Annotated in this window: 17 protein-coding genes; 8 read left to right on the top strand and 9 right to left on the bottom strand. The window is 41.1% G+C overall.

Annotation, left to right across the window (positions count from 1 at the left end; translation table 11 throughout):
- Positions 1 to 17 precede the first annotated feature (17 nt).
- Positions 18 to 1,823 carry an arylsulfatase gene (locus tag AO498_RS00415; protein ID WP_082792166.1) on the top strand — a complete coding sequence of 602 codons (1,806 nt, stop codon included), beginning with the start codon at positions 18 to 20 and terminating at the stop codon, positions 1,821 to 1,823.
- Between the two features lie 22 nt (positions 1,824 to 1,845).
- Here the strand turns inward: AO498_RS00415 and AO498_RS00410 are convergent, their stop codons facing one another.
- A complete protein-coding gene (locus AO498_RS00410) occupies positions 1,846 to 2,466 on the bottom strand; it encodes an LON peptidase substrate-binding domain-containing protein (RefSeq protein WP_067542170.1) in 621 nt (206 codons plus the stop codon).
- A gap of 104 nt (positions 2,467 to 2,570) precedes the next feature.
- Positions 2,571 to 3,575: a type I glyceraldehyde-3-phosphate dehydrogenase gene (gap, locus tag AO498_RS00405; RefSeq protein WP_067542167.1), complete on the bottom strand. Its 1,005-nt coding sequence runs from the start codon at positions 3,573 to 3,575 to the stop codon at positions 2,571 to 2,573.
- A 246-nt stretch (positions 3,576 to 3,821) separates the two neighbouring features.
- Between gap and AO498_RS00400 the strand changes: the two genes are divergently transcribed.
- Entirely contained in the window at positions 3,822 to 4,691 is an 870-nt protein-coding gene (locus AO498_RS00400; protein WP_067542164.1) for a S1 family peptidase, read from the top strand.
- 46 nt (positions 4,692 to 4,737) lie between these two features.
- On the opposite strand, the gene AO498_RS00395 is transcribed toward AO498_RS00400, so the two are convergent.
- The 5 genes from AO498_RS00395 to AO498_RS00375 form a co-directional block, all read right to left on the bottom strand.
- A complete protein-coding gene (locus tag AO498_RS00395) occupies positions 4,738 to 6,966 on the bottom strand; it encodes an NADP-dependent isocitrate dehydrogenase (protein ID WP_067542162.1) in 2,229 nt (742 codons plus the stop codon).
- 184 nt (positions 6,967 to 7,150) lie between these two features.
- Positions 7,151 to 7,948, bottom strand: coding sequence for an amidohydrolase (locus AO498_RS00390; protein WP_067542160.1), 798 nt, complete (start codon positions 7,946 to 7,948; stop codon positions 7,151 to 7,153).
- Positions 7,948 to 8,502, bottom strand: coding sequence for a peptide deformylase (gene def, locus AO498_RS00385; RefSeq protein ID WP_067542157.1), 555 nt, complete (start codon positions 8,500 to 8,502; stop codon positions 7,948 to 7,950). Before def ends, AO498_RS00390 begins: the two co-directional genes overlap by 1 nt.
- The gene (gene ruvX, locus AO498_RS00380) at positions 8,499 to 8,912 is read right to left on the bottom strand and encodes a Holliday junction resolvase RuvX (protein WP_067542154.1); all 414 of its coding nucleotides are present in this window, start codon (positions 8,910 to 8,912) and stop codon (positions 8,499 to 8,501) included. The genes def and ruvX overlap by 4 nt, the downstream gene beginning before the upstream one ends.
- Positions 8,912 to 9,670 carry a hemerythrin domain-containing protein gene (locus AO498_RS00375; RefSeq protein WP_067542152.1) on the bottom strand — a complete coding sequence of 253 codons (759 nt, stop codon included), beginning with the start codon at positions 9,668 to 9,670 and terminating at the stop codon, positions 8,912 to 8,914. Before AO498_RS00375 ends, ruvX begins: the two co-directional genes overlap by 1 nt.
- A 159-nt stretch (positions 9,671 to 9,829) precedes the next feature.
- Here AO498_RS00375 and AO498_RS00370 point away from each other — a divergent pair, with 159 nt between their 5' ends.
- Positions 9,830 to 11,482 (top strand): S41 family peptidase, encoded by a 1,653-nt coding sequence (locus AO498_RS00370; RefSeq protein WP_067542149.1) that lies wholly within the window; start codon positions 9,830 to 9,832, stop codon positions 11,480 to 11,482.
- A 117-nt stretch (positions 11,483 to 11,599) separates the two neighbouring features.
- Positions 11,600 to 12,004, top strand: coding sequence for a VOC family protein (locus AO498_RS00365; protein ID WP_067542146.1), 405 nt, complete (start codon positions 11,600 to 11,602; stop codon positions 12,002 to 12,004).
- 16 nt (positions 12,005 to 12,020) lie between these two features.
- Here AO498_RS00365 and AO498_RS00360 read toward each other — a convergent pair whose 3' ends face one another.
- Together AO498_RS00360 and AO498_RS00355 are read right to left on the bottom strand one after the other, a co-directional pair.
- Complete coding sequence (locus AO498_RS00360; protein ID WP_067542143.1) at positions 12,021 to 12,764, bottom strand: nitroreductase family protein; 744 nt, start codon at positions 12,762 to 12,764, stop codon at positions 12,021 to 12,023.
- Positions 12,765 to 12,817: 53 nt separating this feature from the next.
- Entirely contained in the window at positions 12,818 to 16,219 is a 3,402-nt protein-coding gene (locus tag AO498_RS00355; RefSeq protein WP_067542134.1) for a PAS domain S-box protein, read from the bottom strand.
- A 362-nt stretch (positions 16,220 to 16,581) separates the two neighbouring features.
- Here AO498_RS00355 and AO498_RS00350 point away from each other — a divergent pair, with 362 nt between their 5' ends.
- The 4 genes from AO498_RS00350 to AO498_RS00335 are packed head-to-tail and all read left to right on the top strand — an operon-like array spanning position 16,582 to position 21,639.
- Positions 16,582 to 17,679 carry a hypothetical protein gene (locus AO498_RS00350; RefSeq protein WP_067542131.1) on the top strand — a complete coding sequence of 366 codons (1,098 nt, stop codon included), beginning with the start codon at positions 16,582 to 16,584 and terminating at the stop codon, positions 17,677 to 17,679.
- 12 nt (positions 17,680 to 17,691) lie between these two features.
- Entirely contained in the window at positions 17,692 to 18,123 is a 432-nt protein-coding gene (locus AO498_RS00345; protein WP_067542128.1) for a hypothetical protein, read from the top strand.
- Positions 18,124 to 18,134: 11 nt separating this feature from the next.
- Positions 18,135 to 21,260, top strand: a complete 3,126-nt coding sequence (locus tag AO498_RS00340) for a PAS domain S-box protein (protein WP_067542125.1) — start codon at positions 18,135 to 18,137, stop codon at positions 21,258 to 21,260.
- Positions 21,250 to 21,639, top strand: coding sequence for a response regulator (locus AO498_RS00335; RefSeq protein WP_067542122.1), 390 nt, complete (start codon positions 21,250 to 21,252; stop codon positions 21,637 to 21,639). Before AO498_RS00340 ends, AO498_RS00335 begins: the two co-directional genes overlap by 11 nt.
- The last annotated feature ends 40 nt before the right edge of the window (positions 21,640 to 21,679 follow it).

The raw sequence follows: 21,679 nt of genomic DNA, 5'->3' as shown, positions 1-21,679 counted from the left end.
CAAACACACTTCTTGCCATGATGACTGCTAACTCGGATTTGAGTTTTTCTCGGAATTTCTATTTGCAGCTTGCTATGCTTTTTCTATTCCTAGTTCAAGTACCCGCAGCTAATGGTCAACCTATTCCAGTCAAAGAACAGAAGCCAAATATTATTCTAATTCTCACAGATGATCAAGGTTGGGGGGATTTGAGTATTTCGGGAAACTCGGCGGTGGCTACTCCAAATCTTGATCTTTTGGCTCGAAATGGCGTCTCCTTCCAACGATTTTATGTCAGTCCTGTCTGCTCTCCAACTCGCGCTGAAATACTAACTGGACGTTATCATTTTCGATCGGGAGTCTATTCTACCTCCGAGGGAGGAGAAAGGATAGATTTAGATGAGGTTTTACTTGCAGAAGTTTTAAGAAAGGAGGGATATCGCACAGCAGGCTATGGGAAATGGCATAGTGGCGCTCAATATCCTTATCATCCCAATGGTCGGGGGTTCGAAGATTTTTATGGATTCTGCTCGGGTCATTGGGGTAATTATTTCGATCCCATGCTAGAACACAACGGGGAAGTGGTCAAAGGAAATGGATTTATCATTGATGACCTGACCGACAAGGCTATCGAGTTTGTCACTGCAAATCGCGAAGAGCCTTTCTTCTTGTACGTGCCTTACAATACTCCCCATAGTCCCATGCAAGTTCCTGCGAGCTATTGGGAAAGATTTAAGGAAAAGGAACTACTACCTCACCGATATTCTGGTCAGGAAGATGTGGTCCATTCAAGGGCGGCATTAGCCATGGTGGAAAATGTAGATTGGAATGTTGGGCGTCTCCTTGAACGTGTAGAGAATCTGGATCTTTTGGATAATACAATTGTGATTTTCCTTTCCGATAATGGTCCAAATGGTTTCCGTTGGAATGGAGATTTGAAAGGCAGGAAAGGATCAGTCGATGAAGGAGGAGTAAGAAGTCCCTTCTTTATTTATTGGAAAGGCAAGATTGAAGGTGGGAAAACCATGCATAAAGTAGCCAGCGCTATTGATCTTTTCCCAACACTCTTGTCACTAACAGGAATTGACTATGTTTCTGAAAAACCACTTGATGGAAAAGACTTGAGTTCACTCCTAGTGAATGAGGAGGTCGAATGGCCCAATCGATTTGTCTTCTCCTATTGGGAAAAGAAAGCAAGTATTAGAAACGAGTCATTTCTTCTGGATGAAAAAGATCAATTGTTTGATTTACGGTCTGACCCTGGACAGTATCATGTCGTTTCTGATCAATTTCCTGAAATATATAACCAGATGATCAAGGAAAAACAGGCTAGGCTTGCTGAGGTCCTAGCTGAATTACCTGAAAAGGATACTCGGAGTTTTGCATTGGGTCATCCGGATTTTAAGTTCAATCAATTACCTGCGAGAGATGCCGTGGCTCATGGGAATATTAAACGATCGAATCGATTTCCAAATAGTTCCTTTTTTACCAATTGGACTTCTACCACCGATAGCTTGACTTGGGAAGTTGATGTACTTGCAGACGGGGAATTTGAAGTTGAAGTCTACTATACCTGTGAAGCTGATTTCCTTGGTTCAACACTGCATCTCCAAATGGGCGATGCCTCACTTCAGGGAAAGGTGATGGATTCTTACGGCCAGCAACTAATTGGTGCCGATGAAGATCGCGTATTAAGGCAGGAGTCCTATGAACAAAATTGGGGGAAAATGAAGCTTGGAAAAATCAAGCTGGTCAAAGGGATCGGTCAATTAACGCTCAAGGCAATAGACATTCCGAAGGGGAAAGTAATGGACTTTAGGTTGATGACTTTAACTAGGATTTAGGATTAAATCCCAATCTGGAAAATCAGAAATTCAAAGGGTCCAAATGTTTGACATGGCCGTTTTGTTTGATCTTTTCCTTCGCGGATTCGGCTGCTTTTAGGATCGGAAGCATATATCTAAAATGCCGGATCAAAAATAAAGATCGCTCTTCTTCAGATCGTAATTTCAAAAGCTCAAGCTCCTCTTCCAACTTTAAGCCGACTTTATGAGCAAAGGAGAAAGAGGTGATGGAATTTTCCAATCCAAGAATAGGGTTTCCTAGATAGTTTAGGGTTTCTTTCAGGTAGTGCAAATATTCTTTGTGCGTAGAATATGAGACTTTTGGGTCATGATCTAAAAACTCTACATCCCCACCTGAGTAAAGTTTGTCAGGAACGGGATTTTGGAAGGAATTAATTTTAAATGCACGGATACCTCTGGTCTTAATATCCAATCGACCATCCTCATATCGCTTAAGTACCTGTACCAGTTTTACTTCAGTCCCAAATCCTGTCAGGCTATCAATAAAAGTACAGACGCCAAACATTGAATTCTTCTCTTCCACCTCCGCGATCAATTGTCGATATCTGGGCTCAAAAATGTGAAGATTAAGGTCTTCCCCCGGGAAGGCCACCAATTTCAGTGGGAAGAAAGGAAGAAACATAGCGGTGGGTTTTAGGGATAACCTCTAACTTCTCCTTTTGGTTATTTTAAATTAAAAATAAAATGAAAAGGCCTCGATTATTATCGAGGCCTTGATAGTATTGCTTATTTGGAAGCGATGTAGGTCAAAAGATCTACTACTTTATTGGAATAACCCCATTCGTTGTCATACCAAGAAACCACTTTCACAAATGTGTCAGAAAGTTGGATTCCAGCCTCAGCATCAAAGATAGAAGTACGCGCATCTCCGATGAAGTCATTGGAAACAACTGCATCTTCAGTATAGCCAAGCACACCTTTCATGGTGGTCTCCGAAGCTTCCTTCATTTTTGCGCAGATTTCTGCATATTTCGCTGGCTTTTTCAGACGTACAGTCAAGTCAACCACAGATACGTCTGGAGTTGGAACTCGGAAAGCCATACCAGTCAATTTACCATTCAACTCAGGAATTACTTTTCCTACAGCTTTAGCAGCTCCAGTGGATGAAGGGATGATGTTTTGACCAGCACCACGTCCACCTCTCCAGTCTTTTGCAGATGGGCCGTCTACTGTTTTTTGAGTAGCTGTAGTAGCATGTACTGTGGTCATTAGACCTTCTTCAATTCCCCAATTGTCATTCAATACTTTCGCGATTGGAGCCAAGCAGTTGGTAGTACAAGATGCGTTAGATACGAAGGTCATGTCTGAAGTGTAAGTATGCTCGTTTACACCCATTACAAACATTGGAGTGTCATCCTTAGATGGAGCCGACATGATTACTTTTTTAGCACCCGCATCGATATGACCTTGAGCCGATTCCTTGGTCAAGAAAATACCAGTAGATTCGATTACATAATCTGCACCTACATCTCCCCACTTCAAATTAGCTGGGTTTTTCTCAGCAGTCACTCGGATAGCATTTCCGTTTACTACCAAATTTCCGTCGATAACTTCTACGGTTCCTTTGAATAGTCCGTGCGTAGAGTCATACTTTAGCATATAAGCCATGTAGTCCACATCAATCAAATCATTGATGGCTACTACCTGAATGTCTGGTCTTTCTTGTGTTACGCGGAAAGCTAATCGGCCGATTCTTCCGAAACCGTTGATTCCTACTTTAATCTTGCTCATAAGATGAATTATTTTGAGTATAGGTTTGATTCAAAAACTTCCTTTAGAAAGAAAATCCTTTCAAAATCCCTTAAGGACGGGCTAAGTTATTATAAATAAATGGTCTGCCCAAACATAATATGCCCTTCAAAACAAGCGAACAGGCGGATTTCGTTTTCAAACGATTGCGAAAAACAAAATTTTTTGGAGTCCTATTAAAGAAGAATCCTATTTGATTTTTATGGCAAATCGGTAACTTCAAAATCTATGTTTGTAGATGCCATTCAGCGGGTTGGGGGCTTCACCCGAGCGATTCATTCCATTGCCAAAAAGCCTCTTTCAAATCAAATAGAAAAAGGAGCCGCGACTTTATTTTTTGTCAATAACCAAGGATGGGCTCTAACATGTAAGCATGTCGCCCAATGGATTTCTCAAGCCGATCAGATCAATCGAAAGTATGAATCATTTCGAAGTGAGCTAAAACATGGAAAAGTGGCTGAGCAGGAATTAATGGATAAGTATTCTCTTTCCACAAATCAGGCTGTTGAGATGCGAATTACGTTTGTCGATTGCGTGGATCGAATTGAGAAGATCCATTTTTTTAATCATCCCGTCTATGATTTGGCACTTTTGAAGTTTGAAGGATTCGAGAAAATACAATGCAGTAACTTCCCAGTTTTTGCGGAAACAGACCAAACCATTCAGCCAGGTCAAATGCTGTGTCGGCTGGGATTTCCATTTCCCGAATTTTCAAATTTTAAATGGGATGCTTCGCTTCAGCAATTGCTCTGGACCAAGGATGGCCAAGCGCGGTCTCCGCGTTTCCCAATTGAAGGGATGGTGACTCGATTTCTTGGGGACAAAGCCGGGAAAGTTTATGGAATAGAAATGAGTACTCCGGGATTAAGGGGGCAAAGTGGAGGGCCTTTATTTGATGGAGAGGGGAGGATTGCTGGAATGCAAAGCCGAACGAAGCACCTTCACCTAGGATTTGATATTGAAGAGAAAGAAATCGTAGCACATGGGACTCCCAAAAAGGTGAATGATTATGCGTTTATCCATTTAGGGGAATGCATTCACGTGTCTGTGATCAAGGCCTTTCTGGATTCGCATCAGGTATCCTATCAAATAGGATAATCGGAAAATAAAAAAGCCGAGATTCAAATCTCGGCTTTCAAACTTTTTAGGCCAATTGAGCCAAAATCGAATTGAAGGTCTCACTTGGACACATCGCCTTAGAGGCTTTGGCTGTATCTGGGCGATAGTATCCTCCGATATCTACCGGGGTTCCCTGACTGCCATTATATTCTTCCACGATTTTTGCTTCCTGACTAGCCATGGCAGAGGCAATTGGGGCAAACTTCGCAGCTAAACCTGCATCTTTGGTTTGCTTGGCCAATTCTTCAGCCCAATACATCGCTAGGTAGTAATGTCCGCCACGGTTGTCTAGCTTGCCCACCACACGTGCTGGGGATTTATCTTCTTCAAGCCATCTTCCAGTTGCTTTATCTAAAGTTTCTCCTAGTAATAGAGCGGTCGGATTGTCAAAGGTCTGACCAAGGTGCTCCAATGAAACAGCTAAAGCCAAAAATTCACCTAGAGAATCCCAACGTAAATGTCCTTCTTGGGTGAATTGCTCCACGTGCTTAGGGGCAGATCCACCTGCGCCTGTTTCAAATAAGCCTCCTCCGTTCATTAGAGGAACTATGGAGAGCATTTTAGCGGATGTACCTACTTCTAAGATTGGGAAAAGATCTGTTAAATAATCTCGAAGGACGTTTCCAGTCACAGAGATAGTGTCCTTTCCTTCTTTGATTCGCTCACACGAGAAAAGAGTCGCATCGATTGGAGACATGATGTGGATTTCCAATCCTTGAGTGTCGTGATTAGGAAGGTACTTTTCTACCTTTTTGATTAATTCTGCATCATGTGCTCTATTTTTATCCAACCAGAAAACAGCAGGTGTCTCAGAAAGACGAGCACGTGTTACCGCTAATTTTACCCAATCTTGAATTGGAGCATCTTTGGTTTGACACATTCTCCAAATATCTCCAGCTTCAACTTCATGTGAAATGAGGACAGCTCCATTTGCATCAATTACTTGAACAGAACCTGCGAATGGAATTTCAAAGGTCTTGTCATGTGAACCATATTCTTCTGCTTTTTGAGCCATTAGACCTACGTTTGGTACAGAACCCATCGTAGCTGGATCAAAAGCACCGTTTTTCTTACAGAATTCAATGACTGCCTGGTACACACCTGCGTAACTTCTATCTGGGATGACTGCTTTGGTATCTTGAAGTTTTCCGGCTTTGTTCCACATCTGTCCCGAGGTTCGGATCATGGCAGGCATGGAAGCATCAATAATCACATCACTTGGGACGTGAAGATTGGTAATTCCTTTGTCTGAATTTACCATTGCCAAGTCTGGACTATCTACATAGCAAGCATCGATATCGGCTAAGATTTCAGCTTTTTTCTCAGCTGGAAGTTTTTCCAGATTAGCCAGCAAATCTCCAAAACCATTGTTTACATCCACTCCGATGGATTCCAAGGTAGCAGCATGTTTTTCAAAAACTGGGGCAAAGAAAACTTTTACTGCATGACCAAAAATGATCGGGTCAGAGACCTTCATCATGGTTGCTTTCATGTGTAGCGAAAACAAAACCCCTTGTGCTTTCGCATCAGCTTTCGCTTTTTTCAAGAAGGATTTCAATTCATTTACACTCAAAGTGGAAGCATCAATAACTTCTCCTTCTTGAAGCTTAAGTCCTGATTTCAAAGTTTCCTTTTGGCCGTTATTGCCAATAAGCTCAATAGAAACAGTGGTGGCGGCAGGAAGTGTTACGGATTTTTCACTTCCGTAAAAATCTCCTTGAGACATGCTGTCTACATGAGACTTGGATTCTGCCGACCATTTACCCATGGAATGAGGATGCTTTTTGGCGTAGTTTTTCACTGCCAAAGGAGCTCGTCGGTCTGAATTTCCTTCACGTAATACTGGATTTACTGCAGAGCCTTTGATTTTGTCATATTTAGCTTTGATGGATTTCTCCTCTTCAGTTTTTGGCTCTTCCGGATAGTCGGGAAGTGCATAGCCTTTTGACTGAAGTTCTTTGATGGCTGACTTTAGCTGAGGAACCGATGCAGAAATATTTGGAAGTTTGACAATGTTGGCTTCTGGAGTCGTGGCAATTTGTCCTAGCTCAGCTAAATCGTCATTGATTCGTTGCTCTGGAGTAAGAAATTCAGGGAAATTGGCAATGATTCTTCCGGAGAGCGAGATGTCTCTGGTTTCAACCTGAACGCCAGCTGATTTTGTAAATGCTTGTACAATAGGTAATAGGGAATACGTGGCTAGGGCTGGCGCCTCATCTGTCAGCGTATACAGGATTTTAGGTGATTGACTCATAGTTTCAATAGGATGCTAGATACTAAAAAGGATTTACCTGTTTGGTTTTTGGGGCAAGTCGATCCAGTTGGGCTGGAAATTGCGAACTAAAAAGAAAACAGGGCCTGATTTCGGCGCCTAAAATACAAAATTTGAAGTGGTTTCAAATTCCGCTTAAGTACGCAGGTTGCCTTCTGATGAAGATTTAGCGGATAGTAAACTCATCTGCATCTTTCCAAGCTGGAAATTTGGCTCTGAATTCGTCCAATGCTTTCCCGTCTAGTTGGATGATCTGAATTTGGTCCTTTTCTTCAAGATCAAGAAGGCGGTCTCCTTTGTAATTGTAGACCGCACTGTGGCCGTTGTAATTGATCCCATTTCCATCGGTTCCAACCCGGTTTACTCCAATGGAATAGGCGAGATTTTCAATAGCTCGGGCGGGAAGTAAGGTGTCCCAAGCTGAGGCGCGTGCAGCAGGCCAGGATGCCACATAAAAAACCACGTCATAACCAGGTCGATCATCCTCCCAACCATTCCTAGACCAAACGGGAAATCTGAGATCGTAACAGATTTGAGGACAAATATGCCAGCCTCTCAGTGCGAAAATGGGCAATTTGGTCCCCATGGAAAAAGTTTGATGCTCTTCGGCCATTCGAAATAGGTGCCGCTTGTCATACTGCTGCGTGCTACCATCAGGCTCCACCCAAAGTAAGCGATTGTAGTAGTTACCAGCTTCTTGAATAATTGCACTTCCAGCGATCACTGCTCCGGTTTGTGCAGCCACTTGTTTCATCCATTTGTGAATATGAAGATTCATGGGTTCAGCAAGCTTTTTTGCTTCCATCGAAAATCCTGTTGGAAACATTTCCGGCAAAAGAATCAAGTCAACCTTCTGGTTGAGGCTCCATATTTTTTCTTCTAGCATCGCCAAATTGGCAATTTTATCTTGCCAATAGAGGTCTGTCTGGACCAAAGCAATGCTGAGATTGGAGCTTTTTTCCATTACTTGAGGGGATAGATCATTCGGTAATCGGTGGGGATTTTTCCTTTGCTGATATCGATCAACTTGGATTGAATGAGTCGTTTTTTCAATCCCTTTAAATAATCAATGAACAGGATTCCTTCTAAATGGTCGTATTCATGCTGAATCACTCGAGCAGTCATTCCCGAGAATTCCTCTTCCTTTAGATTCCAGTTCTCATCGTAATATTCAATCGTGAGTTTTTCAGGACGAATAATTTCTGCTCGGACATCAGGTATGCTGAGGCATCCTTCCTCAAAGCCAAAATTGTCGCCGTATTCATCAAGAATGATTGGATTGATAAATGCACGTCGGATTCCTTTTTCTTCATCCTCCTCATCAAGCATCAAGGTGCTGTCAATTACAAAAAGTCGGATTCCTTGATTGATTTGGGGAGCGGCAAGTCCCACGCCACTGGCATGATCCATGGTCGCATACATATCTTGGATCAGTTGATTAATATCAGTGCCTTCGGGGATATCTTCTGCCTCTCGTTTTAGCACAGGATTGCCGTAGGCTACAATTGGATAAATCATTGTCTTTCTAAATAGGATTGTAAAATAATGGCTGCCGAAACTTTGTCCAGGTTGCCAGCTTTTTCTTTGCGGTCTTTCTTTTTGGTGCCCATGGCAATCAGAGTTTGCATGGCCATTTTGGAAGTAAACCGTTCATCGATCAGTTCAATTCGTTTTTCAGGAAAAACCTTTTCGAGTTCTTGTTTAAGTTGGTAGACTCTTGGGGTCATTTCGTTTTCTTGGCCATTGAGTCGAGTCGGTAATCCGATCACTAAGGTTGCCACCTCTTCTTTGCTACAATAGTTTTTAAGGAAAGGAAGGAGCTGGGAAGTTTCAATGGTTTCCAAGGGATTTGCAGTAATCTGCAACGGGTCTGTAACAGCTAAGCCCGTACGCTTAGTTCCCAGATCTATGGCTAATACTCTGGGCATCAGTTGGTCTGTATTAATTTTCTAATTTTTCGTAAAGCCTCTTTTTCAAGTTGGACTGCTTTTGGAAAAAGCAATTCATCCTCGATTTTCGCATGAATGGAAAGTTCTCGCTCAAAATTTTGAAGCTCATGGTAGAGGACTTTCATCGCTAAAGGAGCGCTGGCTTCTAGGTGGTAATCTTTGGTGAGTTTTCGGATGCCCTCCATCTCATCATCATGCGCCTCGTGCTGGTCGGCAAGTTCATGGACCGGATTTTTTTCGAGAATAGTTAGGGCGTCCTGAATATTAAACTGTCCATCCTCAATATCCTGAAGAAGTTCAATTCGCTTGAAAAGCCGACTTTCTTCCTCATGAATATGGTGAATGAAATCTTGCACAAACATCGGAAACATGATTTTCATGTCTGCCAAAAGTTGAGTGAATTCAGGGTCAGGTTGGATTCCTGAGACCATATTTGATAGAAAGGGGAGTTCCTGCCTTACAAAGAAATAGTGCTTCTTTTTGAGATAGGCCACGAGAAGTTCAATCGGGTTTAGGTACAATTCCTCCAAAGAAGGTTCCCTTTCTTGGGCCCAGCTTTCCAGTTGATCGATCAGTTGGTTGGGATTTACCTTATGCTTCCGACAAACTTTGTCTAAAGAATCGGTAGGATATTGATAAAAACTTATCCCGAAATAGTGTAAAACAGCCGCAAAGACATAGTTTTCAGATACTAGATCTCCGACAGATATTTTTCCAAAATCCCGATTGGCTTGCATTGGACAAAAATAATTTTTTTGGGGGAAAAGTTTGGGAATAATCCGACCTTTATCTTTCCCACCCGTATAAACATTCGTTAATTTTATCTAAAATGTCGCTCATTTTAGAAGCAAATTGTACTAGTTTGAGTTAATTCAAAGTCCATAATTCTGAATGCTGTGAGTCAAACCAAAAATACAAAGTCACAAATCCGCCTTCCAATCCTTCTTGCGTTGTCAATTTCTGCTGGGATCTGGATCGGGGCCACATTTGCCGAGCCAAAAGGGAATCAAAATGATCTTCGAGCCGCTTTATATAAGCTTCAAGAAATCATGACCTATATCAACCGCGACTACGTGGATAGTGTAAACACCAATGAATTGGTGGAATATGGGATCAATAAAATGTTGGAGCATTTGGATCCTCATTCTAGCTATATCCCAGCCCGCGATGCTTCTCTTGCTCAGTCTCAACTGGAAGGGGAGTTTGATGGGATCGGAGTGGAATTTGGAATTATTCGTGACACGATTTATGTCGTAGCGCCATTGACCGGAGGACCTTCTGAAGCATTGGGCATTCAGTCAGGGGATCAGATCATTCGGGTAGATGGAAAAACAGTGGCAGGAATTGGCATTACCAATCGTGATGTCTTTGATTATCTCCGTGGACCGAGAGGTTCTAAAGTGATGGTGGATATCAAGCGAAAGAATAATCCTGACTTGATCAGTTACGAAATCACCAGAGATAAAATCCCACAGTATAGCATCAATGCGTCTTACATGGTTACCAATGAAATTGGTTATATCAAAGTGACGCGATTTGCAGCGACCACCTATGAGGAATTCAAGAATTCCGTAAACCAATTGAAGTCCGAAGGAATGAAGAAGCTGATCATCGATCTTCAAGGTAATCCGGGTGGCTATATGGGAGCGGCAATTAATATGGCCGACGAACTTTTGGGAGACCGGGATTTGATCGTGTCTCAAGAAGGAAAAGTAAGTCAATACAGCCAAAAAGCCTTTGCTTTCCGTCCAGGGATGTTTGAGGAAGGCTCAGTGATTGTCTTGATTAATGAAGGTTCTGCTTCTGCTTCTGAAATTTTGGCAGGAGCTATTCAGGATAATGATCGAGGCTTAATTGTGGGTCGTCGCTCCTTTGGAAAAGGATTGGTTCAAATGCCAATTGATTTGTCTGACGGTGCAGAATTGCGGTTGACCATAGCTCGATATTTCACTCCTTCTGGGCGATCCATCCAAAAGCCATACGATGAAAATTATGAAGCCTATGAGCGTGATTGGGTGAATCGCTACGAGCATGGAGAATTTTTCTCTGCTGATAGCATCAAGTTCAATGACAGTTTGAAGTACGAGACTAAGAAAGGAAGAACCGTATATGGTGGTGGAGGAATTATGCCGGACTATTTTGTTCCATTGGACACGACCATGAATTCGGCTTATGTTTCTCGTTTATTTAACTCCGACTCATCTCGAGAATTTATCTTGGATTTTGTCAATAAAAACAAGGGAAGTTTCACTGGGATGACTTTGCAGCAATACTATGATAGCTATCGGGTCAGCGATGCCATGTTGATGGACTTGGTGGAATACGGCAAAAAAAACAAAGTGGAATTTGATGCCAAGGATTTCAATAAGTCCAAGGAATATCTGAGAATCCTAGTGAAAGCCCATTTAGGCAGACAGATTTATGATGACAATGCTTTCTACAAAGTGATCAACGACATCAACGAGGTCTATCAGCAGGCTTTGAATTTGTTTGACGAAGCTGACCGAATCGCTTCAGCATCAAATCTAAAAGCGATTGCTCAAAACTGATCTTCATTAAACTTCTAACAAAAAGCCAATCTTAAGGGATTGGCTTTTTAGTTTCCTTGATGGGTTGATTGGCTTCCAAACCCACCGATTATTTATCATCAAGAAAATTTACCTCCAATGCAATCTCAATTACTCATCAAGCAAAATCATCTTGCGATACACGTTAAGGACTTAAATCGATCCGTAAAATTTTATGGTGAGGTGTTGGGATTTACGCAACTCGAGGAACCTTTCAAAGATGGACTTCATGCCTGGTTTGAGGTTGGAGGAGGCGTTTCTATACATTTGATTGAGGAATTGGATTTGGCGCCTCCAGCTGAAAAATCAAAGACCAATCACCTTTGCTTTACGGTCACGGATTTGAATCTATTTATCAAAAAGCTGCAGTTTGCAGGGTTTAGTTTTGAAAATTGGGCTGGAAAAAAAGGCGAAATCCATGTGAGACCTGATGGCATCAGGCAGATTTTCTTTACCGATCCAGATGGCTATTGGCTTGAGGTAAACGATGATTGGAAGGTTTAGCGTTTACAGAAAAGTCTTACACCGTTTTGTAAAGTTGGTCCGAGGGAACTCGGAATCTTTTTCCATAAATCCCCTCCGTGGTTCCTTTACCGCAACCGATGACCATACAGATTTCAGCTTCTTTCGGGAGGTCCAGCAGTTTTTTGACCCGCTTCGAATCAAACCCTTCCATCGGGCATGTGTCAAATCCACAAGATTTTAGAGCGAGCATAAAAGTCATACTCGCCAAGGAAGCGCTTTTGTGAACAGAAATCCGCACATCAGTTTCGCTGACTTCACGGACCATTGGTCTTCGGTTCCCAATCCACCATGCAATTAGCTGCTTGATCTGCGACCAGCCAGGGAATTTCCGGTAAAGTTTTGGAATTAAATTCCCGTAATAGCCCAATGCTTGATTTAATTTTTTATCGGGTTTGCCGGCATAAGAAGCTTTGATGTAATCGTAATTTGCTTTCGCACGGGATTTCCAGAGGTCTCGGCGAGCTACGACAACTACCAGTTCTTGGGCTGTTTTTGCGGCTTTTTGCCCCATGCAGAGATCGGCGAGTTTGTCTTTAAAGGATGAGCTACTCGGTACCCGAATGAAATTGTAGAGTTGAAGATTGGAACTATTTGGAGAAAGGATTGCTGCCTCAAGGCATTCCACCATCACCTCTTCGGGGATTGCAATTGACGGGTCAAAAATCCGTACAGACCGCCTTTCATTGACTAGCTCAAAAAAATCTACACCTTCTTTCACCTCTGTTTTTGACTCAATCATAGAAAACTGCTTGTTAATCGTACTTTGGACTTTAGGGTAATGGGATCTAGGGCTTATTCGAAAAGGTGCTTAGCATCGTTGGATTTCTCACTGATATCCAAAATCACTTTGTCCAATTCTTTGGAGGCATTTAAAATCGCCTGTAAAATAAACTCGAAGGAATAGTCATCCCCTTCTTTTTCTTCCTGAAGGAGTTGAACCAGTCCCATGATTTTCGCCAGAGGCGCCCGAACGATATGCGATTGAATCCATGCAATTTCCTTCAAAGCCTCGTTTTGTTTTACAAGGGCATTGAAATAATTGGTTCGGTCGGTTACGTCCTGAATGATCTCATGGACAAGCTCTTTGTTATTGATGGTGATTTTACTGCAGAAGACTTCCACGCTTCGAATTTCGCCGGACTTGAGCTTATGATTAAATAGGAATTTGCCTTTTCCTGTTCCTATTACCTGCTTGGTAGCTTCCATCATCTCCTCAGGGCTTTGAACGAAAGTGTAATTAACGTCGAGGAGATTTTTGGTCTTGAAAGTATCTATATCATACCCATAGTAGGTAGATGCGGATGGGTTTGCATCCTCTACGTTGCCTGTATGGGGATCTATCAGGAGCATCGGAGTCACATTTTCCTTGAAAATCTGAGAGAATCGAAGTTCGCTTTCCCGTAGTGCGAGCTGGGTTTTCTTCCGTTCTGAAATATCGGTCACGAATGCAGAAATAAAGTCCTTTCCCTCGTAGTGAAAGTGCTGGATCAATGCCTCTGCCGCATAGGTCGTACGGTCTTTGCGAAGAATATTAAATTCAATAAACTCAGTGGCATTTTTCTCCTCTATTACTTTATTCAGCGCAGTTGAAATATTTTGTTGATCCTCAGTATTGATTAAGTGATCAATTGAGAAGTTCTGGATTTCTTCCCAAGAATACCCTGTATTTAGAAGAGCCGCTTTATTGGCTTTTTGAATTGTTTTGGTATCGGTAGAGATTAAATAGATTTCGTTAGTTGCACTTTCAAACAAACTCGAATATAAGGCAGAGGATTCTTCCAAAGCGATTTTCTCAGTGATATCCTTGCTAAAAACTGAAATTCCTTCTAATTGGTCATTGATGACAATTGGATACATGACTACCTCTAGGTAGTATGTTTTTTGAGGCGTAGGGATTACATCATTAAATTGTAGGGTTTTACGAGAGGCCATCACCTCATGGTATCTCTTTTCCCATTTTTTTCGCTCCGAAGGAACTGGAATTGAGGTAAGAATATTTTGACCTTTTAGCAGTTCGACTCCATAACTTCTGAAAAACTCATTGAAGAAAAGTTGATTGGTGAAAAGGATATTGAGGTCTTTGTCTACTGACCAAATGTTCTCACTCACACTTTCTAGAATGCCATTAAGATTAGCTTCTCGCTCCTCAACCATCAAAGAAGCCTCCTTGACAGCCGTGATATCAGTAGCAATTCCACACATTCCAATTATTTCGCCTTTTCCATTTCGATATGGGAATTTGATGGAAAGGAAATACTGGATTTGACTCTTAATGCCGTTAGTTTCTGCCTGTTCTAAGGATTCTTCTGTAAAAGTGGTCTTTCCATGGATAAGAATATCCTCATCATTCCGGGTATATTTTTCTGCAAGTTTTGGATCAAGATATTCCTCGAGTTTTCTTCCGATAACTTCCTCTCTCGAAAATCCAGTGACAATTTCCCAGCGGCGATTGACCATGATGTATCTCGAATCCGTGTCCTTGACAAAAATCGCCGAGTGACTATTCTCTACAATGGCCTCCAACAGCTTGATATTTTTCTCCAAATTGGACTCCGCTTCGATGCGTTCTGTGATGTCATTGAGGGAAATAAAGACCCGATGCGCCTGAACCTGGTCAGGTAGAAATTCAGGGATAGCGTCCACGCTCAACCAAATAGGTCTTGTGCTATAAGGTCTAGTAATGGTGATAATCTCCTTTACAATGGGTAATCCCGTATCAAAACATCGCTGTGAAACTTGTTGTAAGGAATTGATTTTTTCTCCATTAACCGAAAATGCCTGCCAAGATGGATTTTGGATTACTCCATGTTGAATTTCTTCAAAGCTCAATCCCAGTAGGTGTAAGGATGAAGGGTTTGCTTTGATGATTTTGCCAGTTCGATCTTGGTAAATGATCCCGGTGGAAAGATTCTGAAATACTTTCCGATTTTCTTCTTCACTTTCTTTGAGCAGCGTTTCTGTTGCTTTTTTGACGAGTGTATTCGAAATGATTTCCGAAACGATCTGAATCGGTATTAATTCAGATTCGGTGTAGGGAATATCTTTACTGACTTTGGCGAATCCTGTTATTCCAAGAAGGTTTTGGTTGTCCATGATAGGCACCATCACCATGTCTTGGATTTTGAATAAAGTCAGTAAATTTTTGAATGGATGGTTGTCGGGGAACTCTTTAGTGTGAGTAAGACTGATGAATTTGTTTTTTAGTAATTCATCCTGAATAGGCCGAAGAAGGTCAAGAGGAATAAATTTTATTTCCTCCTTAAAGGATGGAATACCTTCTTCCACCCAAGTGAATTGAAGTAGAAGATTATTTGATTCCTTTTCAAGGATTAAGGTGTAGGCACGGTCAGAATTGCTTAATCGTCCTGCAATACCCAAGGCCTCCTCGATGGAATCCATTAATTGGTCTGTTGGGATATTGATAAAGTTGATCGCGAGTTCGTTGAAGATTTGCTCGTATTTCTGGTATTCAGCTTGAATACGATCGGATTCAGCTTGGTTACGATAATCTGTTAAGAAAAGACAATGGCAGGGTCGGTGATTCCATTCAGTTTCCACCATGGTAATTTCCACAGGGATTTTGGTGGAGTCTTCAGCCAATAGATTAAGTGGACCTATTTTTCTTCGCTGTACTGCTGCGATCTTGGAAAGTTCTTTAGAAAGTAAATCCCTGTCCTGTTTTTCAAATAACTCTGAAATGGTCATACGAAGAATTTCCTCTTCGGCTACACCAAGCCACTGCTGAAAGACTCGATTTGAGAATGCCGCTTTGAGGTATTGCCGATCCACTACCAAAATTCCACCTGGCAATCCGTCCAAGAGGTGTTTGAATTTGTTTTCTGATTCGTCTTTGCTTGGAGTGTATTTGTATCGTTCCTTTTCAAGAATCACCGAAATCCCCTGTTCATTGGTGAAGATCGTATGATTGATTTTGTAATTAAAGTCCGCGCTATAATGGAAATTTGTATGTTTTGCTAAGACAAAGCTGAGGTTTCGATAGAGAAACTCAATCTTAATTTTTTCGAATTCTGGGATCAAGTCAAAAAATAGTTTTCCTATGGCTTCCCCTGATTCAATTCCTAAGACACTTCGGGAGGAGGGGTTACTATAGGTTACAAGGAAGTCCTTATCCAAGGTGAGGATACAGACTGGTAATTCTGCCAAAATGTGCTTATGAATGGAGTCTTCCGACATGTCTATTCCTTCTTTTTTAACCCTGTAAGTTACAATTAATATCGAGTAAGTTTCATTTTAATGACAGGGGATTCTTATCCTGGTTTCGAAAAAACTTAAATTTTATTTGTTTTTAGAAATGAGCTGAGTGAACACGGAATAAAATTCTGTGTTTTTATTCGAATTATAGAAATTAATTTTAGGGCTAGTTGAATTCAATATTTGTATTTAATTTAGTCGGTTATTTGATTTTTCCTAGAAATCAAATTGATACAAAAAGCAGAAATAATATAAAATATCTCACATTTTTTATTTGAATTATAAAATATAAAATAATAAAGTGAGAAATGTAAATATTTAGGATAAGTAAGGTAGATCAGGATATGCTAGAAAAAGTGGGGACAGTATCTAAAAATATTTTATTTGGATTCGTGGTGATGTTGTCATTATCATCTAAACTAGTTGCGCAGAATAAGCAAACTCAGTTTAATGGTTTTGGTCATTTGGAGTTTTATTGGGACCGAGACGAGGATGGTAGACATGCGTCTTTTTCCATTGGAGAGCATGATTTTTTTGTGAATTCTTCGCTTTCAGACAAAATCACCTTTATCGGAGAATATGTGATCCGATTCAATTCCAAATCCGCAACCACCTATTTGCCAAGTATTGAGCGATCTCTATTGAAATTTAATTATGTCAACAATCACTCGATTATTGTTGGTAAAGTGCATACTCCTGTCAATTATTGGAATGATTCCTATCATCACGGCAGGGTGTTTTTTCCGGTAATTGATCGGCCTCTCGCGTTTTCTTATTTTGTTCCTATTCATACGCTTGGACTTCAGTTTCAAGGCCAAAATTTGGGAAAATTAAATTTTGGCTATGATTTCATGCTAGGCAACGGGATTAGTTCAACCGATGTCTACCATGACTCTGTTGTCCCTTCTGTCACTGCTTCGGTACATATCAAACCACGTGAAGGGATGAGAATTGGGGCATCCTATTATTGGGATGATTTGCATGAAAATACACCGGGGGTGCATAGTGGACACAATACTTCCATTCCGGTACCAATTGACCAACGCTATCAAGGACCTGTCAAATTCCGGATGACCAGTTTTTCATTTGCGCAGTTTGGAGAAAAGTTTGAGCTCCTGAGCGAGACGGGTTTCAATAATTCGACGACAGATTCCACTGGTACAGCAAAAAACTTCTTCCAGTTTGTGTATGCAGGACTCAACGTGACCGAAAAAAGTACGCCCTACATTTTGGGTGATTATGTAAATGTAGCTGACAATGATATACATGTCTATCCGATTCACAGATTAAAGGTTGCGGTAGGGTATCGATATTCATTCAATTACCTGTTGAACATGAAAGTTCAGCTCGAAAAATCTTGGGAGTATGAACATGCTTTTCATGATCATGCGACTTCTTATGGGGGGCCGTTTCTCAGGGTACAATTAGCTTATGGATTTTAATGGGTTGAGGGGATGAAAATCTGGAAGCTAATCATATTCGGTCTTTTCATAGTCCAGGTGGGCTATGCACAGAAGACAAATTTGGATCAGGTCGATTTCCTGATCAACGTAAAAGGGGTGAATTCTTTGACACCAGCTCAAGTAATTCAGGTCTTTAAAAATGGAAGGTCACTTTGGGAAAGTAAGGAAAAGGTGATTATCGTATTGCCGGCCAATAACTCCGAGTTGGCGCCGAGTGTCGCGTCCAATCTATATGGAACTAGCGTGAGTGCCATGCAAAAATTTTGGCTTGCCTTGGTGTTTCAAGGGCGAGCAAGTCCTCCGGTATTTCTTCAAACTGGAGAGGAAATATTGAATTATGTCAAGAATAACCCGGGAGCAATTGCTGCAGTTCCTCAGGGAAGTGTGCAAATTCCGAGTAATCTTAAATTAACAGTCAAATGATGTCCTAAACGATGAAAAGCTTTTTTCAAGGTCTTTCCTTTCGAATTTGGTTTCCTTTTGCCTTTTCGATTACCATCTTGCTGGTATCGCTGTTGATTTTATACCCCAACAGGCAGGGATCTCTTTTTCGAAAAAACTTTGAAACTGAGCTAGATCAACTTGCCCATACGACTGCATTAGGGGTCAACTTGGCGCTGAGAAACAATGATTTTGAAGGCTTAGCAGAGGTTGTTAGTTTATCGGATGACAATTCTGAAATCGAATTTGTTGCGATCATCGAGATTGATTCTTCAGGTCAAGAAGCCGTTTTTGCCAGTAAGCCTGAAAGCTATGATCAACTTCAGATTTTGGATCCTGATTTGAACAAATACCTGATTAAAAAGCAAGCTCTAAACTCTGAGGTTCTTCAGGGGTATGTGATCCTGGCAGTATCTAACGAAGTCATTGAAAAATCGATTTTTCAAATCAACTATCCCATCTATGTGTTTTTGGGGATTTTGATGATTATGTCTTTGGGACTTTTTTATGGGATTGCAGAGCGGATTGCATCACCCATTTCTTATTTGACAGAAGTTTCCAACCGGCTTCAAACCGGGGATTATGAGATTGAAATTGACAAAATTTCCAATGTCAACGAGATCTCAGATTTGAATACTTCCCTCATCCTCTTGAAGGAATATCTCAAGACAGCCAAAATCCAAAACGAAAAATTCAACCTTCAATTGGAGGAACAGATTTTAATTCGAACGGATGCCTTGGAACAAACTAAGGATCGTTTGATTGAAGCGCAGCGAGTTGCCAATTTGGGGAATTACGAGGTCAATCTAAGTTCTGGAGAATGGTACAACTCGGCCATCATTGATGAAATTTTTGGAATTCCATCCAATTTTGACCGAAAGATCAATTCCTGGAAACTGCTCCTCAACGAGCAAAATAATAACGAGCTAATCGATGCTTTTTATAAATGTCGAATTTTCAAGAAGTCCTTTAATAAGGATATGAAAATTCAGCATTATGTGACTCGGGAAGAAAAATGGATCAGTATAACCGGAGCTCCAGTAGTATCTCCAGATGGAGAAATTCGGGTCATCCGAGGAACGATTCAGGATATCTCAGATCGAAAAGCCATTGAAAAAGAAATTGAAAAGCTTTCCCTTGTAGCGAAAAGAACCTCCAATGGGGTGGTGATCACAGATCCTGAGCTAAAAATCACCTGGGCTAATGAAGGCTTCTTGCGTATGTCTGGATATTCTTTGGAGGAGATACAAGGCCGAACTCCAAGGATGTTTCAATTTGAAAAAACTGATCGTAAGATAGCGTCTCTAATCAAAGAAAGAGTTCTTAAAGGTAAGGATGTCACTGCTGAAATTTTGAATCGAGGAAAGGACGGCAATGAATACTGGCTTCAGTTGAATATTGTCCCTATGCGGGAGGACTCTGGTGAAATTGTTGGTTACATGGCCGTGGAGGTTGATATCACCGAGCTGAAGGAAAATGAGACCTTGATCCAACAGCAGGTCGCTCTCCAGAATATTCTAATTGATATTTCTTCAACGTATATCAATATCAACATTGATGAGATTGAGTCTGTTATTTCCAGTTCTTTGGAAAAGATGGGAAGATTTGTGGATGCAGATCGAGCCTACATTTTCGATTATGACTTTAAAGAGGGAACCACTTCGAATACCTACGAGTGGTGTGCCACAGGAATTGAACCAGAGTTGGATAACCTCCAACAGCTTCCAATCGAAATTTTCCCGGATTGGGTGGAGCAACATCAAAAAAAACTCCCTTTCCTAGTTGAAGATGTCAACAACTTGCCGATTGCGGCAGAAGGGGATTCTAATTTAAGATCGATCCTAGAACCACAAGGGATTCAGAGTTTGATAACCATTCCGATTTTTGAGGGTCAAGTACTTCAAGGTTTCGTAGGGTTTGATAGTGTTCGTGGTAAACGAAAATATGCGGATGAGGAAATTAAGCTTTTGACCTTGTTTGGACAGATGATTGTCAATGTGAAGCAAAAGCAGCGGGTCCAAAAGCAATTGCAAATTCAAGAAGAGAAATACCGAAATATCATTGCGAATATGAATCTCGGGTTTTTAGAAGTGGATTCAGAAGATGTCATTTTGAATGCAAATGCGAGTTTCTGCCAAATGTCCGGCTACTCCGTAGAGGAATTAAGAGGAAATAAGGGGGTTGATTTGTTTCTGTCTGATGAGAATGGGAAAAAGGTCGTTCTCCAAAAAAATATTCTCAGAAAGGTAGGTCAATCAGATGTTTATGAGGTAGAAGTACTTGATAAGGCAGGGAATAGACGTTGGTGGCTGATCAGTGGAGGACCTAATTACAATGATGCAGGCGAACTAGTAGGCTCTATTGGAATCCACTTGGATATCACCGAGCAGAAAAAACTTGAGAATGATCAGCGGCAACTTTTAAGCCTAACTCAAAACCAAAACGACCGTCTGAAGAACTTTGCTCATATCGTTTCCCATAATCTACGGTCCCATGCGGCCAACTTGAGTGGAATGATTTCATTCTTGGAAGTGGAAGACAAGCAATTTGCTACCAATCCGTTTTTCCAGAACTTTAAGAATGTGATTGACAACTTGATGGAATCTATCCAAAATCTATCTGAGGTTGCCGATATTCAGACCAATGAATCTGCGGATTTGGATAAGCTCAATTTGGTGGAAATCGTAAATTCTTCCATTCTAAATGTTTCCGCATTAGCTAGAACATCCCAAGTCCAGATTAGAATTGACGCAAATCAGCCTAAAATTTGGGTTCAAGGGAATTTAACCTATTTGGAAAGTATTGTATTAAACTTGCTGACCAATGCCATCAAATATTCGGATCCTAAAAAGGAAAGATTCGTCAAGATTTCTTTCGATATTTCGCCTGAGTGGACGATTCTATCCGTTGCCGATAATGGACTTGGAATTGATTTGAAGCGTCAAGGAAGGAAAATGTTTGGAATGTATAAGACCTTCCACGATCATCCTGACTCCCGTGGGATTGGATTGTTTATCACCAAAAACCAAGTGGAAGCACTTGGAGGGAAAATAGAAGTAGAAAGTAAAGAAGGTGTCGGCTCGACATTTAAAGTTTATCTCAAAACCAATGAATCGTAACAAGACCATTTGTATCATCGAGGACGATCCCAACTATTTGATGCTCACTCAAAAAATGATTGAGTTTACCACTCTTTTTAAAGAGATTTTGACTTTCAGAAATGGAAAGCAAGCTTTTGAAGGACTAATGGATCGGAAGGCGAGCCATGGAGATTTTCCGGACTTTATTCTTTTGGATATCAATATGCCGATTTGGGATGCTTGGGACTTTCTGGATGAATTTTCAAAGCATACTCAAGATTGGAATGGAGTAGTTTATATCATCACGAGTTCGATTGATAAAGTAGACGAGTCCAAGTCAAAGGAATATTCATTGGTCAAAGGATATTTAAAGAAACCGGTTGGTTTTGAAAAAATCATTGAGATTTTCAATTTATAAAGGCTAAAGTGGCTTACCCAAGTTATTTGTCGCTGCGCTC

It is taken from the genome of Algoriphagus sanaruensis, assembly GCF_001593605.1.
Lineage (GTDB): Bacteria > Bacteroidota > Bacteroidia > Cytophagales > Cyclobacteriaceae > Algoriphagus > Algoriphagus sanaruensis.
This window is presented reverse-complemented; position numbering and strand designations above follow the sequence as displayed.

What these genes read in the sequence shown, in the direction of transcription:
- AO498_RS00415 (WP_082792166.1), top strand. Translation starts at nt 18, where the DNA reads ATGATGACTGCTAACTCGGATTTGAGTTTTTCTCGGAATTTCTATTTG.
- AO498_RS00410 (WP_067542170.1), bottom strand. Translation starts at nt 2,466, where the DNA reads ATGTTTCTTCCTTTCTTCCCACTGAAATTGGTGGCCTTCCCGGGGGAA.
- gap (WP_067542167.1), bottom strand. Translation starts at nt 3,575, where the DNA reads ATGAGCAAGATTAAAGTAGGAATCAACGGTTTCGGAAGAATCGGCCGA.
- AO498_RS00400 (WP_067542164.1), top strand. Translation starts at nt 3,822, where the DNA reads ATGTTTGTAGATGCCATTCAGCGGGTTGGGGGCTTCACCCGAGCGATT.
- AO498_RS00395 (WP_067542162.1), bottom strand. Translation starts at nt 6,966, where the DNA reads ATGAGTCAATCACCTAAAATCCTGTATACGCTGACAGATGAGGCGCCA.
- AO498_RS00390 (WP_067542160.1), bottom strand. Translation starts at nt 7,948, where the DNA reads ATGGAAAAAAGCTCCAATCTCAGCATTGCTTTGGTCCAGACAGACCTC.
- def (WP_067542157.1), bottom strand. Translation starts at nt 8,502, where the DNA reads ATGATTTATCCAATTGTAGCCTACGGCAATCCTGTGCTAAAACGAGAG.
- ruvX (WP_067542154.1), bottom strand. Translation starts at nt 8,912, where the DNA reads ATGCCCAGAGTATTAGCCATAGATCTGGGAACTAAGCGTACGGGCTTA.
- AO498_RS00375 (WP_067542152.1), bottom strand. Translation starts at nt 9,670, where the DNA reads ATGCAAGCCAATCGGGATTTTGGAAAAATATCTGTCGGAGATCTAGTA.
- AO498_RS00365 (WP_067542146.1), top strand. Translation starts at nt 11,600, where the DNA reads ATGCAATCTCAATTACTCATCAAGCAAAATCATCTTGCGATACACGTT.
- AO498_RS00360 (WP_067542143.1), bottom strand. Translation starts at nt 12,764, where the DNA reads ATGATTGAGTCAAAAACAGAGGTGAAAGAAGGTGTAGATTTTTTTGAG.
- AO498_RS00355 (WP_067542134.1), bottom strand. Translation starts at nt 16,219, where the DNA reads ATGTCGGAAGACTCCATTCATAAGCACATTTTGGCAGAATTACCAGTC.
- AO498_RS00350 (WP_067542131.1), top strand. Translation starts at nt 16,582, where the DNA reads ATGCTAGAAAAAGTGGGGACAGTATCTAAAAATATTTTATTTGGATTC.
- AO498_RS00345 (WP_067542128.1), top strand. Translation starts at nt 17,692, where the DNA reads ATGAAAATCTGGAAGCTAATCATATTCGGTCTTTTCATAGTCCAGGTG.
- AO498_RS00340 (WP_067542125.1), top strand. Translation starts at nt 18,135, where the DNA reads ATGAAAAGCTTTTTTCAAGGTCTTTCCTTTCGAATTTGGTTTCCTTTT.
- AO498_RS00335 (WP_067542122.1), top strand. Translation starts at nt 21,250, where the DNA reads ATGAATCGTAACAAGACCATTTGTATCATCGAGGACGATCCCAACTAT.